The 12,258-nt window shown below is 70.9% G+C and carries 15 protein-coding genes; 8 read left to right on the forward strand and 7 right to left on the reverse strand.

The window, feature by feature from the left end; all coding sequences use genetic code 11:
- Positions 1-66 precede the first annotated feature (66 nt).
- Both fdxA and ACTHNQ_RS18730 read left to right on the forward strand, forming a co-directional pair.
- The gene (gene fdxA / locus ACTHNQ_RS18725) at positions 67-396 is read left to right on the forward strand and encodes a ferredoxin (protein WP_440335451.1); all 330 of its coding nucleotides are present in this window, start codon (positions 67-69) and stop codon (positions 394-396) included.
- Positions 389-1,339: an NAD(P)/FAD-dependent oxidoreductase gene (locus ACTHNQ_RS18730; RefSeq protein ID WP_440335452.1), complete on the forward strand. Its 951-nt coding sequence runs from the start codon at positions 389-391 to the stop codon at positions 1,337-1,339. Before fdxA ends, ACTHNQ_RS18730 begins: the two co-directional genes overlap by 8 nt.
- Before the next feature lie 69 nt (positions 1,340-1,408).
- Here ACTHNQ_RS18730 and ACTHNQ_RS18735 read toward each other — a convergent pair whose 3' ends face one another.
- Entirely contained in the window at positions 1,409-1,897 is a 489-nt protein-coding gene (locus ACTHNQ_RS18735; protein ID WP_440335453.1) for a hypothetical protein, read from the reverse strand.
- Positions 1,898-2,068: 171 nt separating this feature from the next.
- Between ACTHNQ_RS18735 and ACTHNQ_RS18740 the strand changes: the two genes are divergently transcribed.
- The gene (locus tag ACTHNQ_RS18740; protein ID WP_440335454.1) at positions 2,069-2,770 is read left to right on the forward strand and encodes a response regulator transcription factor; all 702 of its coding nucleotides are present in this window, start codon (positions 2,069-2,071) and stop codon (positions 2,768-2,770) included.
- Complete coding sequence (locus tag ACTHNQ_RS18745; protein WP_440335455.1) at positions 2,767-3,774, forward strand: sensor histidine kinase; 1,008 nt, start codon at positions 2,767-2,769, stop codon at positions 3,772-3,774. The genes ACTHNQ_RS18740 and ACTHNQ_RS18745 overlap by 4 nt, the downstream gene beginning before the upstream one ends.
- Positions 3,775-3,797: 23 nt before the next feature.
- On the opposite strand, the gene ACTHNQ_RS18750 is transcribed toward ACTHNQ_RS18745, so the two are convergent.
- From ACTHNQ_RS18750 to ACTHNQ_RS18770, 5 genes are all read right to left on the reverse strand, one after another.
- On the reverse strand, positions 3,798-4,448 hold the full coding sequence (locus ACTHNQ_RS18750; RefSeq protein ID WP_440335456.1) for a PadR family transcriptional regulator: 651 nt from the start codon (positions 4,446-4,448) through the stop codon (positions 3,798-3,800).
- A gap of 170 nt (positions 4,449-4,618) precedes the next feature.
- On the reverse strand, positions 4,619-5,419 hold the full coding sequence (locus ACTHNQ_RS18755) for an ABC transporter permease (RefSeq protein ID WP_440335457.1): 801 nt from the start codon (positions 5,417-5,419) through the stop codon (positions 4,619-4,621).
- 9 nt (positions 5,420-5,428) lie between these two features.
- Positions 5,429-6,352, reverse strand: coding sequence for an ABC transporter permease (locus ACTHNQ_RS18760; RefSeq protein WP_440335458.1), 924 nt, complete (start codon positions 6,350-6,352; stop codon positions 5,429-5,431).
- A 109-nt stretch (positions 6,353-6,461) separates the two neighbouring features.
- The gene (locus ACTHNQ_RS18765; RefSeq protein WP_440335459.1) at positions 6,462-7,631 is read right to left on the reverse strand and encodes an ABC transporter substrate-binding protein; all 1,170 of its coding nucleotides are present in this window, start codon (positions 7,629-7,631) and stop codon (positions 6,462-6,464) included.
- Between the two features lie 96 nt (positions 7,632-7,727).
- Positions 7,728-8,762 carry an ABC transporter ATP-binding protein gene (locus tag ACTHNQ_RS18770; protein ID WP_440335460.1) on the reverse strand — a complete coding sequence of 345 codons (1,035 nt, stop codon included), beginning with the start codon at positions 8,760-8,762 and terminating at the stop codon, positions 7,728-7,730.
- Between the two features lie 127 nt (positions 8,763-8,889).
- On the opposite strand from ACTHNQ_RS18770, the gene ACTHNQ_RS18775 reads away from it, so the two are divergent.
- The 3 genes from ACTHNQ_RS18775 to ACTHNQ_RS18785 are packed head-to-tail and all read left to right on the forward strand — an operon-like array spanning position 8,890 to position 11,282.
- The gene (locus tag ACTHNQ_RS18775) at positions 8,890-9,675 is read left to right on the forward strand and encodes a FadR/GntR family transcriptional regulator (protein ID WP_440335461.1); all 786 of its coding nucleotides are present in this window, start codon (positions 8,890-8,892) and stop codon (positions 9,673-9,675) included.
- Positions 9,672-10,424 carry a PDC sensor domain-containing protein gene (locus ACTHNQ_RS18780; protein WP_440335462.1) on the forward strand — a complete coding sequence of 251 codons (753 nt, stop codon included), beginning with the start codon at positions 9,672-9,674 and terminating at the stop codon, positions 10,422-10,424. Before ACTHNQ_RS18775 ends, ACTHNQ_RS18780 begins: the two co-directional genes overlap by 4 nt.
- A 30-nt stretch (positions 10,425-10,454) precedes the next feature.
- Positions 10,455-11,282 (forward strand): hypothetical protein, encoded by an 828-nt coding sequence (locus tag ACTHNQ_RS18785; RefSeq protein WP_440335463.1) that lies wholly within the window; start codon positions 10,455-10,457, stop codon positions 11,280-11,282.
- Between the two features lie 15 nt (positions 11,283-11,297).
- Here the strand turns inward: ACTHNQ_RS18785 and dcd are convergent, their stop codons facing one another.
- Positions 11,298-11,903: a dCTP deaminase gene (gene dcd, locus ACTHNQ_RS18790; protein ID WP_440335464.1), complete on the reverse strand. Its 606-nt coding sequence runs from the start codon at positions 11,901-11,903 to the stop codon at positions 11,298-11,300.
- Positions 11,904-12,043: 140 nt separating this feature from the next.
- On the opposite strand from dcd, the gene ACTHNQ_RS18795 reads away from it, so the two are divergent.
- A partial coding sequence (locus ACTHNQ_RS18795; protein WP_440335465.1) for a dCTP deaminase occupies positions 12,044-12,258 on the forward strand: 215 nt, incomplete at its 3' end.

Below are 12,258 nucleotides of genomic sequence, written 5' to 3' on the forward strand. Positions count from 1 at the left end.
CCGCGAGCGCGTCAAGGTGGTGCCGCGCGACGAGCAGGTGCAGATCTCGCGCGGAGCCCTCGTTCCGTGACGTACGTCATCGCGCTCCCGTGCGTCGATGTGCAGGACCGCGCCTGCATCGACGAGTGTCCCGTGGACTGCATCTACGAGGGTGACCGTTCGCTGTACATCCACCCCGACGAGTGCGTCGACTGCGGTGCGTGCGAGCCGGTCTGCCCGGTCGAGGCGATCGACTACGAGGACGACCTGCCCGACGAGTGGCCGGACTATTACAAGGCCAACGTCGAGTTCTTCGACGACATCGGCTCGCCCGGCGGCGCCGCCAAGGTCGGCGTGATCCACAAGGACCACCCGATCATCGAGGCACTGCCCCCGCAGGGAGAGGGCCATGACTGACACACCCACGACTGAGGTCGACGTCGTCATCGTGGGCGGCGGTCCCGCGGGGCTGTCGGCGGCCCTCAACCTGGGGCGCGCACGCGCCTCGGTGGTACTGGTCGACGCCGGACGCCCGCGCAACGCGGCGACGCTGCGCTCGCACGGCTTTCTCACGCGCGACGGCGTGCCGCCGCTCGAGCTGCGCAAGCTGGCGCGGGCCGAGCTGGGCGCTTACCCGAACGTCCGCATCCTCGACCGCACGGTCGTCACCGCGCTGCAGCAGCGCGAGAGCGGCGACGGGCGCTTCATCGCGGCGCTCCACGGCCGGGGCGCCGGCATCCCTCCCGCCGTCTCGGCGCGGTCGGTGCTCGTCGCGACGGGACTGCGCGAGACGCTGCCCGACATCCCGAGCCTGCGCGCCTTCTACGGCATGACGGTGTTCAGCTGCGCGGCGTGCGACGCGTGGGAGCTTCAGGACCGTCCGCTCGCCCTCATCGGCGAGACTCCCGACCTCGCGGCGCGGGCGCGCCTCATCGCCCGGTGGACCGACCGGCTGACCGTCTTCACGAACGGATCCGACGCGGTCGACACGGTCGAAGAGGCCGAGCTGGCGGCATCCGGGATCATCGTCGAACGCCGGCCGATCGACGACCTCGAGGGCGATCGCGGCGACGTGTCGGCCGTGCGCCTGGCCGACGGCACGCGCATCGAGATCGAGGGCGGCTTCGTGCGTCCGCAGTGGCATCCGGCGCTGGACTTCCTCGGCGGGATCGAGCTCGACCGCGACGAGTTCGGCAATCTGGTCACCGATCGGTCGGGACGCACGTCGGTCGCGGGGCTGTATTCCGCAGGGGATGCCGCCTCCCCGGGTCCGCAGCAGCTCATCGTCGCCGCGGGCCAGGGCGCCCGTGCGGCCGCGGTGCTCGTCCACGATCTGATCGGCGTGCGCACCGCCCACTGACCGATCGGGCCGGCAGCATCCCGGCCCCGCCGGGTCCGGCGCGCCCTGCGGCCGCACCGGACCCGATCCCTAGTGCGTGCGGCTGGCGGGCACGCGGTTCATCGTGCAGACGAACTGCTTCACGACGCCGTGGTCGACGAGGTCGCCCGCGGCGAGCGCCGCCCACACCTCGTCCGCCGCATCGAGCACGCCGTCGTGGTCGAGGTCGCCCGAGGCGAGCGCCGCCGCGTAGCCGTTCGGGGCCGAGACGGCGTGCACCTGCCAGCGGCCGCCGTTGAAGTCGGGGTCTCCGGGCGCGGCGTCCGCGACGCTCGCCTGCAGTCCGCCGAAGTTGTAGATCACGTCCCAGGACTGTGCGGGCGCACCGGTGTGCGACAGGTCCGTGGGCGAGGCGACCGTGCGCCACAGCGCGTGGTCGGCATAGATCACGCCGTTGTCGGTGACGCCGCCCGAGCCGGCGGCGAAGGCACCGCCCGTGGCCGACAGCGACATGGCGGCGGCCAGGACGCCGACCGCCGCAGCGGCGACGCGGGCCCGCGAAGACGTAGTACGAGGCATGGGTTCTTTCCTCTCCCACCGGCCGGGCGGCCGGAACGTGCTCAGTCAACGCCCGCCCGTCGGCGGACTCCATGACGGGGCGCTCACGGGGTTCTTACGAACTCCTTTCGTCCGGCCGCCAGGGGCGCCTCCGCCGGTGCACCGCCCCGCCGACGCGCCTATCCTGACGACGTGAGCACGGTCCTGGTCGTCGACGACGACGAGAGCGTCGGCGACGTGGTCGCCGCGTACCTGGAGCGTGCGGGCATGGAGGTGCGTCGCGCGACCGACGGCATCGACGCCCTCGAAGCGGCGGCCGCCGAGCGACCCGACATCGTGGTGCTCGATCTGATGCTGCCCGGTGTGGACGGCCTCGAGGTGTGCCGGCGGCTGCGGCGGCGGCAGCCCGGCATCCCGATCGTCATGCTGACCGCCCGCGGCGAGGAGGACGACCGCATCCGCGGGCTCGAGGTGGGCGCCGACGACTACGTGACCAAGCCGTTCAGCCCGCGCGAGCTCGTGCTGCGCGTGCAGTCGGTGCTCCGTCGCGCCTCCAGCGACGAGTCCGCGGCACCCGCGGCCGGCCTCCCCGAGTCGAGCGTGGACGGCGACCTCGTGATCGATCGGCGTGCCCGCCGCGTGACCCTCGACGGCCGCGAGCTGACCCTGACCGCGCGCGAGTTCGACCTGCTGTCGTGGCTCGTCGCGCACCCGGGCGACGCCGTGCGCCGCGACGATCTCATGCGCGAGGTGTGGGGATGGGACTTCGGCGACCCGTCGACCGTCACCGTCCACGTCAGCCGGCTGCGCGACAAGATCGAACGGGATCCCGCCTCGCCCCGACGGCTGGTCACCGTGTTCGGCGTGGGGTACCGATGGGATGCCGCCCCGTGAACGTCTCGACGAACGCCCTGCTGTTCTCGGCCGGGGCCGCGGCGGTGGCCGGGATCGCCGGCGCGGCCCTGGTGCTCGCGATCGCCCGCGTCCGGGTCGTGGCCGCGGCGATCGCTGCCCCGCTCGTCGTGGTGCTCTCGATGGCGGCCGGCGTCGTCGCGGGCGGGGCGTCGATGCTGCTCGCGTCGGACGACCTCGCCGGACTGCTGCTCATCGTGCTGGCGAGCGTGCCGGCGGCGGTCGCGGCGGGCATCGTCATCGCGTCCCGCATCCAGCACGCCGCGCGGAAGGCGGCAGAAGCGGCCGCCGATGCCGAGGCGGCCCGACGCGTGGAGGGCCAGCGGCGCGACCTCGTCGCGTGGATCTCGCACGACCTGCGCACGCCGCTGGCCGGCATCCGGGCGACCGCCGAGGGCATCCATGACGGGGTGCTTCCCGACGTCGCGGCGGCCGCGGCGACGATCCAGCGGAACGCCGAGCGCATGAGCGACATGGTCGACGACCTGCTCACCCTCTCGCGCCTGCAGGCACCGTCGGTGACGCTCGAGCGGAGTGAGGTCGACATCGGCGACCTCGTCTCAGACACCGTGGCCTCGCTCGCGCCGATCGCGAGGGCGGACGACGTCTCGCTCTCGGGCGGTGCGCCGACCGGCCTGCGCGCATCCGTCGCCCCGGCGGAGTTGAGACGGGCCGTCGCCAACCTCGTGGCCAACGGCATCCGTCACTCCCCTCCGGGCGGCCGCGTCGAGGTGACGGCGGCGCGACGCGACGGTGCGGTCGTCATCGCGGTCGCCGACACGTGCGGCGGGATCGCCGAGGCCGATCTGGCCCACGTGTTCGAGACCGGCTGGCGCGGCAGTGCTGCGCGTCGCACGGATGCCGGCGCCGGGCTCGGCCTCGCGATCGTGCGGGAGGTCGCCGAAGCGCACGAGGGAACGGCGAGCGTCCGCAATGCCGCGGAGGGATGCGTGTTCGAGATCGCCCTGCCGCTGACGGCAGGCTGACACGCGGCCGGCCGACGTAACGGTCAGGCCTCGTCGGGGTGGCCCCTCTCCCAGGCCTCGCGGCCGGGGGTGAGCATGTCACGGACCTGGGCCTCGTTCGTCGTCGCCGGCGAGACGGTGTCGGGCCAGCCGGCGATCTGCTGCTCGGCCCATTCCGTCCACCGCAGGATGTGGTCGTAGTGGCCGATCATGAACGTGTTCGCGAGCGCGAACAGATGCCGCCGCTCGGGGAACGTGCCGCCGGTGGCGCTGATGTACGCGGCGTAGCGCGCGAACATCTCGCGGTTGGCGAGCGCGCTCTCGCGGGTCTGCTGCAGCGTCGCCCGCAGGTCGTCGAGCGATCCCTGGTCGGCGAGGAGCACCCGCACCATGCCCTCGAACTCGACGCTCGGCGGCCGCGGCGGAGTGCTGAGCCATGCGGCGAGCGCCTCGCGCCCGGCGGGCGTGATCGAGTAGATCGTGCGTGCGCGCTTGCCGGTGTGCTCCTGCCGGGTATCGACGTATCCCAGTTCGGAGAGACGGCCCAGCACCGCGTACCGGCCGCGATCGGCCGATGGCCAGAGCTCCGCCACCCCTCGCCCGAGCTGTTCGGCCAGCTGATAGGCCGACCAGTCGTGTGCGCTGAGCAGGCCGAGGGTGAGGTACCCCGTCGTCGACAGTTCGCGGTCGGGCAAGGCGTGTCCTCATTCCGTGGGGCGGACAAGAAACAGTAGCGCGCTCACGCCGATTCGAGCCTATACTGCGAATTGCAGTAAATCGGCGGACCGGCCGTGGGGGCCCGGCACCGCCGCCGCGGCGGGCGCGCCTGGGGGCCGCCCGCCGCGCACCCCTCCTTGCCGAGGACTCAGCGGCGCGTCTGCTCGGAACCCGACAGCCGCTGAGCCAGATAGATCGGCACGATCGAGACGATCACGAGCACGACCGCGATGACCGAGACGATCGGCGCCTGGTTCGGCCGGAACATGTTGTTGAGGATGAAGATCGGCAGCGTCGTCACTCCCGACCCGGCCGTGAAAGTCGTGACGATGATCTCGTCGAAGCTGAGGGCGAAGGCGAGCAGCGCGCCGGCGAGCAGCGCGGACCGCAGCTGCGGGAACGTCACGAGGCGGAAGGTCGTCCAGACTCCCGCACCGAGGTCGGCCGAGGCCTCTTCGAGATTCGTGCCCGTGCGGCGCAGCCGTGCGATCACGTTGTTGAACACGGTGACGATGCAGAACGTGGCGTGGGCGATCACGACCGTCCATATCGACAGCGGCACCCCCATGATCGTGCGGAAGAAGTTGTTGAGCGCGATACCGGTGATGATGCCGGGCAGCGCGATCGGCAGGATGATCAGCAGAGAGATCGCGTCGCGGCCGAAGAACTCGAAGCGCTGCAGCGCGAGCGAGATCAGCGTCCCGAGGACCAGTGAGATGGCGGTCGCGGCGAGGGCGATCCCCACGCTGGTCGCCACCGCCTCGAGCGCGCCCACGCTCTGGAACGCCTTGCCCCACCACTCCAGCGTGAACCCCGGCGGGGGCCACGTGAGCGAGGTCGAGGTCGAGAACGAGTTCACCAGGACCACGAACAGCGGCAGGTAGACGACGAGCAGGATGAGCGCCGTCACGATGCCGAGCACCGTGCGGGCCGTGCGCGAGAGTCTCATCGCGGTGTCCTAGAGGTTGTTCAGGGCGCCGGTGCGGCGCACCAGTGCGAGGTAGCCGAAGATGATGACGATCGGGATCAGCGCGATCGCAGCGGCCAGCGGCAGGTTGTTGGCCGCGCCGACGTTCGTGTAGACGAGGTTGCCGAGCATCTGGCTCGCTCCGCCGACGATGTTGACCGTGATGTAGTCGCCCAGCGACAGCGAGAAGCTGAAGATCGTCCCGGCGATGATCGCGGGGAACGCGAGCGGCAGCACGACGTGCGCGATGGTGCGCCATGAGCGTCCACCGAGATCCGCGGATGCCTCCAGCAGCGAGTCGGGCACCCGCTCCAGGCCCGCGTAGATCGGCAGGATCACGTAGGGCAGCCACAGGTACGAGAGCGTGATGATCGTCGCGGTGAGCCCGTAGCCCGGCGTCTGCAGCCCGAACGGCTCGAGGATCCATTGCAGGATCCCCTCCTGCGACAGGACCGACCGCCACGCGTAGGCCTTCACCAGATAGCTCGCCCACAGGGGCATCAGCACGGCGATCACGAGGAAGCGCTGCATCCTCGGCGTCGCGACCTTCGCCATGTAGAAGGCGATCGGCAGTGCGATCGCCACGTCGATCACGGTCACCAGAAGCGCCACACCGACCGTCCGGAGAGTCACCGTCTGGTACAGCGCACCCGTGAGCACCGTCACGATGTTGTCGAGCGTCCAGTCCGTGGCGATCTCGCCCGTGAAGCTGTCGACGGTCCAGAACGCCGTGACCAGCAGCAGGACCAGGGCGACGATGTAGACGATTCCGAGCCAGAACAGCGGCGCGGTCAGCAGGAAGGCGAGGCGGGTCCGCGGGTGCACGGTCAGCCACGCCGAGACGCGGCGCGCGGGCGTCGCGCGGGGCGCCTCGACCATGCGAGCCGTCGGCGGGGCGGTCTGGGTGTCGGTCATCGATCTCTCCGGAAGTGGGGCCTGGTCATCGGTCCCGGCACGCCGAACCCGGGCTGGGCCGGTCCCGGGGCGGCGGTCGGGTCCGCCGCCCCGGTCGTGTGCGCGGGCGTCAGCCCTTGATCTCGGCCCAGGCGGCGGTCCAGTCGGCATAGTCGACGCACTTCACGTCGGTGCGGCCGTCGACGCAGTCCTGGATCGGCGTGGTCCAGTACCAGATCTTCGACGCGTAGTCGGCGTCACCGGCGTGGTACGCCTCGCAGTCGTCGCGGTAGTCGCACGCCGCCTGGCTGGACGGCGCCTCGCCGAAGTAGGCGGTGGCCTGGGCATTGACCTCGGGGCTGGCGATCCAGTCGAGCCACGCGTATGCGCAGTTCGGGCTCTTCGCCTTCGACGAGATCATCCAGGTGTCGGACCAGCCGGTGGCGCCCTCGTCGGGAAGCACCGCCGCGGTGTGGGCGCCCTCCGCCTCGAGCGAGTTCTGGATCACCTGCCACGTGGTGCCGGCCACCGAGTCGCCGGTCTCGAAGGCCTGGATCTCTTTGAGGTAGTCCGACCAGTACTCGCCGACGTGCTGACGCTGCTCCTTGAGCAGGTCGACGGCGGCCTGGAACTGGTCCTGGTCGAGGGCGTACGGGTTCTCGATGCCGAGGTCGGGCTCGTGCGCCATCAGGTACACCGCCGCGTCGGCGATGTAGATCGGCGAGTCGTACGCGGTGATCTTGCCCGAGTAGGCGTCGGCCCCGTCGAAGACCACGTCCCACGACGTGGGAGCGGGCGAGACGACGTCCGTGTTGTACAGGAGCAGGTTCGCGCCGTACCCGTGGGGCACGCCGTACGACTGGCCGTCGACCGAGTTCCACTCCTTCTCTTTGAGGAAGTCGTAGACACCCGCGTAGCTCGGGATGAGGTCGGTGTTGACGGGCGCGACGTCGCCCGCCGCGATCAGGCGCAGCGTCGCGTCGCCCGAGGCGGCCACGACGTCGTAGTCGCCGGTCTTCATGAGGTTGACGGCCTCGTCGGAGGTGCCGTAGGACTTCGCCGTGACCTGACAGCCCGTCTTGTCCTCGAACCCCGACACCCAGTCGACGGACGGGTCGTTGCTGCCGTCCTCGACGTAGCCGGGCCACGCCAGGATCGACACCTGGCCCTCGAAGTCGCCGAGCTCGGTCGCTTCGGCGGACGGCTGGGGGCTGTTCCCGCTCGACGTGCCGCAGCCGGCCAGGACGGCGATCGAACCCGCCGCGAGCGCGGTCGCGGCGAACCGCGCTCCGCGTGACATGCGCATCATGGTGCTTCCTCTCTGTACAGATCCCCGAAGGGATGCTGAGGTGCTGTGTGCTCCGGGGCGACGGGTCGCCCAGGTCTGAGCGGCGCCTCAGGCGCCGGGTGGGATGAGCGAGACGACGTCCTCGTCGCGCCACGTGACGTGGACGCGGTCCCCGCGCTCGTCGTCGGGGCGACGGCTGCGATCGTTGCGCTCCAGAACGGTCACCCTCATGCCGGCGTCCAGATCGATGACCCGCCGGATGCCGCTGCCGACGTAGATCGACTCCACGACGGTCCCTTCCGCCGAGCGCTCGCCCGGCGCGGTGGCGGCCGAACCGGCGAGCGTCAGCTTCTCGGGCCGGATCGAGTGCTCGCCGGAGCGGCCGATGAGCGTCGCCGACCGCTCGGCGTCGAAGAGGTTGGAGGTGCCGACGAAGTCGGCGACGAAGCGCGACGCGGGTCGCTCGTACAGATCCTGCGGGGTGCCCAGCTGTTCGATCCGGCCGTCGTGGAACACGGCGATGCGGTCCGAGAGCGTCAGCGCCTCTTCCTGGTCGTGCGTCACGAAGATGAAGGTGATGCCGAGGTCGCGCTGGATCTGCTTGAGCTCGACCTGCATCTGCTCGCGCAGCTTGAGGTCGAGGGCGCCGAGCGGCTCGTCGAGAAGCAGCGCCTTCGGCTGCACGACCGTCGCACGCGCCAGCGCCACACGCTGGCGCTGGCCGCCCGACAGCTGGGAGGGTTTGCGCGAGGCCATCTGGTCGAGACGCACGGCGGCGAGCGCCTTCATGGCGAGCTCGCGCCGACGACTGCGGTTCATTCCGCGCACCCGGAGCCCGTAGGCGACGTTGTCGAGCACGGTCATGTGGGGGAACAGGGCGTAGTCCTGGAACACCGTGTTGACGTCCCGGTCGAACGGTGCCTTCTTGCTGACGTCCTGGCCGAACAGCTCGATGGTGCCGCCGGTCGGCTGTTCGAAGCCTGCGATGAGGCGCAGGACGGTGGTCTTGCCCGACCCGGACGGGCCGAGCATCGAGAAGAACTCGCCCGCCGCGATCTCTAGATCGACATGATCGACGGCGGTGACGGCGCCGAACTCCTTCGTGAGTCCGGTCAGCCGGATGGCGGGCTGTTGCGCGGTCATGGACGTCTCCTTCGATGTCGATGGAAGTTAATCATATGGATCCATATGTCAAAAGAGGGACGCCCGTGTTACCGTCGTGTCACGGTCCTGGAGGACGGGCTCCTCCGCTGGCGCATCCGGGGGTCTCATGCCGCACGCGACGGGAAGAGTCGACGCCGCACGCGCCGTCGTCTTCGCCCCCCTCGACGGCACGGGCCGCGCCGAGCTCGTGGAGCAGCGACTTACCGACGCCATCGTCACCGGCGTCCTGCCCGACGGCGAGCGCCTGCCCAGCGAAGCGGATCTGTCACGCAGTCTGGGTGTGGCGCTGGTGACCGCCCGCGAGGCGCTCGAGGTGCTCCGCGACAAGGGCATGGTCACCACACGCCGCGGCCGCGACGGCGGCAGCTTCGTCACCTTCGACCGTGAGTCCGCGGCACGGCTGCTCGAGCGCCGCCTGCGCGAGCACTCCCGCATCGAGCTGCGCGACTTCGCGTTGCACGCCGGCGCGATCGCCGGCACCGCGGCCGAGGTCGCCGCCAGCCGCGCCAGCGACGACGACCTCGAGACGCTGGTGCGCATCGCGGACTCCGCCGACCTGCACACCGCCGGCGGCGCTCGCCGGGCGGTGAGCCGGTTCCAGCTCGAAGTGGCCGCCATCAGCCAGTCGCCACGGCTCGTCCACGAAGAGATGCGCCTCCAGGGCGAGTCCGGCTCACTCCTGTGGATGTGCCTGCGCGAGCAGGAGTACCGCGACCGCAGCGCCGACGTGCGAGCCGCGGTCATCGACGCCATCCGCGAGGTCTCGCCCGAGCGGGCTCGCGGGGTTACCATCGCACACATCAGCGGCGCCCTCGAATGGCTCATCGACGAGCGGGCGCGTATCGACGCGCGCACCGAGGCGCCGGCATCCGACCCGAAGGATCACACATGAGCACGGTCACCACCCGTTCTCCCGCCGACGTGGCCTTCCACGTCGCGGCCACATTCGACGGGATCTTCGCCCTCATCGACGGGTGGCGCGCGCTGCTGGAGGGCGGGCTCACGGGAGCGTCGACCCTCGACAGCGCGACCGTGGATGCACTCGTCGAGACCTTCGCGATCCCGACCGTCACCGGGGAGTCCCTCCTCACCGGCGCCGGATTCGTCGCGGCCCCCGGTGCGCTCGCCGACGCCCGGTGGCATCTCGCGTGGTGGCTCGCGACGACGGGCGCTCCCCGCGGTGCTCGGCGTCTCGCGACGATCGACGACCCGTCTCACGAGCAGTTCCGCGACTACACCGCACTGGAGTGGTGGCGCGTGCCCGCCGCCACCGGAGTGCGTCACCTGACCGGACCGTACGTCGACTACGTGTGCACCGACGACTACACCGTCACCGTCACGACCCCGGTCATGCAGGGCGACGTCATGATCGGCGTCGTGGGTGCGGATGCGCTCGTCGATCGCCTGGAGCGGGTCCTCCTGCCGGTGCTGCGGAGCGGAGACTCGCCCTCGACGCTGGTCAACGCATCGGGACGCGTCGTGACCTCGACCGATGCGCGCCGCGAGCCGGGCTCCATGCTGCGCGATGCCGAGCTCATGGCCGCGGTGCGGGCGCTGCCGCCCGCGCCCGCGACGCTGAGCGACGGCACCTCGGTGCTCGCGTGCGGCGACACGTCGCTCGCCCTCGTGGTCGGGCGCTGAGGGTCCACTGCCTCAGGCAGGATGGGTGCGATGCCAGCGCCGACCGACCCCGCAGCCGACGAGCTCCGCGCCCTGCGTGCCCGCGCTTACGGCCCCGACGCCGACATCCACGCCGACCCCGCCGCCCTCGCCCGCCTGCAGGAGCTCGAGGCGCAGAACCGGTCCGCCGCGACGCCCGCGGCCGAGGAGCGGACGCCGCTCCCCCTGTCAGAAGAAGCGGGGACGGATGCCGCTGGCCCGACGACGGCGCCGGTCGATGACGTCGCGACGGACGATCCCGCCCCGGCACCCGCCGCGGCGGACGGCGACGCCCCGGGCGCTGCGACGGCGCCGGAGGACGGCATCCCCTCCGCCGATGCGGCGACGGAGCACCCCGCCGCCACCCCGCCGTGGTGGCGGCGACGGCGTGCACGGTGGGCGGGATCGCTCGTCGTCGCGCTGGTGCTGGGCGTCGTGCTGACGCTGTCGGTGCAGGCGATCACGTCGGGCAGGGTCGCGACGCTCGGCGTCGACCGCAACGCGGAGTGGCCGACCGATACGTTCGGCGCACGACCGCCGGACGCGCTGCAGTTCGAGGAGTTCCACGGGCTGTCGGTGCTGAGCCTGGGTCAGGCATTCGGCGGCGGACTCGACCAGGTGTGCATCTCGGTGCAGTCGACGCCCAACGGCTCCGACGGCGTCGGCGCGTGGGGCTGCGGCACCGTCGACTTCCCCGCGGCGGCGGCGTTCACGGTGCCTGGGAACTCTCCTCAAGAGCTGCGCGACGTCTTCCCGGTCGGCACCTCGCTGAAGTTCGTGCTCGACGGCGACCAGGTGCACGTGTACGCCAAGGAGCCGTCCCCGATCGGCGGCAGCTGAGCGGGTCGCGGTGATTCAGGCGCCGCGGCTGCCGGCATCCAGGACTCCCACGTCGGTGCGGTGGAAGTTCTGGAAGGAGCGGGATGCCGTGGGGCCGCGCTGACCCTGATAGCGGTTGCCGTACGGGCCCGACCCGTACGGGTTCTCGGCCGGCGACGACAGGCGGAAGTAGCAGACCTGCCCGATCTTCATGCCCGGCCACAGCTTGATCGGCAGCGTGGCGACGTTCGACAGCTCGAGCGTGACGTGACCGGTGAATCCGGGATCGATGAAACCCGCGGTCGAGTGGGTGAGCAGGCCCAGGCGTCCGAGCGAGGACTTGCCCTCCAGTCGGGCGGCGACGTCGTCGGGCAGCGTGATCTGCTCGAACGTCGAGCCGAGCGCGAACTCGCCGGGATGCAGGATGAACGGCTCATCCGGGTCGACCTCGATGAGGCGCGTCAGCTCGGGCTGATCCTCGGCCGGATCGATGAACGGGTACTTGTGGTTGTCGAACAGCCGGAAGTAGCGATCGAGCCGCACGTCGACGCTCGACGGCTGCACCATCTCGGGATCCCACGGGTCGAGCCCGATGCGTCCCGCGTCGATCTCGAGCCGGATGTCACGGTCACTGAGCAGCACGGGGCCAGCCTAGCGGCGCGGATCGGATGCCTCGTCTCGGCGCTCGGCTCGGCCTCGCGGCATCCGCTCTGTTATCCGGTCCAGGCGCCGCAAGGCGCCGGGCCAGCTTAGCAAACCGCCACCGCCACTACGCTGGAGGCGTGCTGCTCAGTGACCGCGACATCAAGCTCGAAGTGAGTGCCGGCCGCATCGGCCTCGAACCGTGGCAGGTCGAGATGGTGCAGCCCTCCAGCGTCGACGTGCGCCTCGACCGGTACTTCCGGCTGTTCGACAACCACAAGTACCCGTTCATCGATCCGTCCGAGGACCAGCCCGACCTCACGCACCTCATCGAGGTCGCACCCGACGAGCCGTT

The sequence above is a fragment of the Microbacterium sp. genome (assembly GCF_051953575.1).
GTDB lineage: Bacteria > Actinomycetota > Actinomycetes > Actinomycetales > Microbacteriaceae > Microbacterium.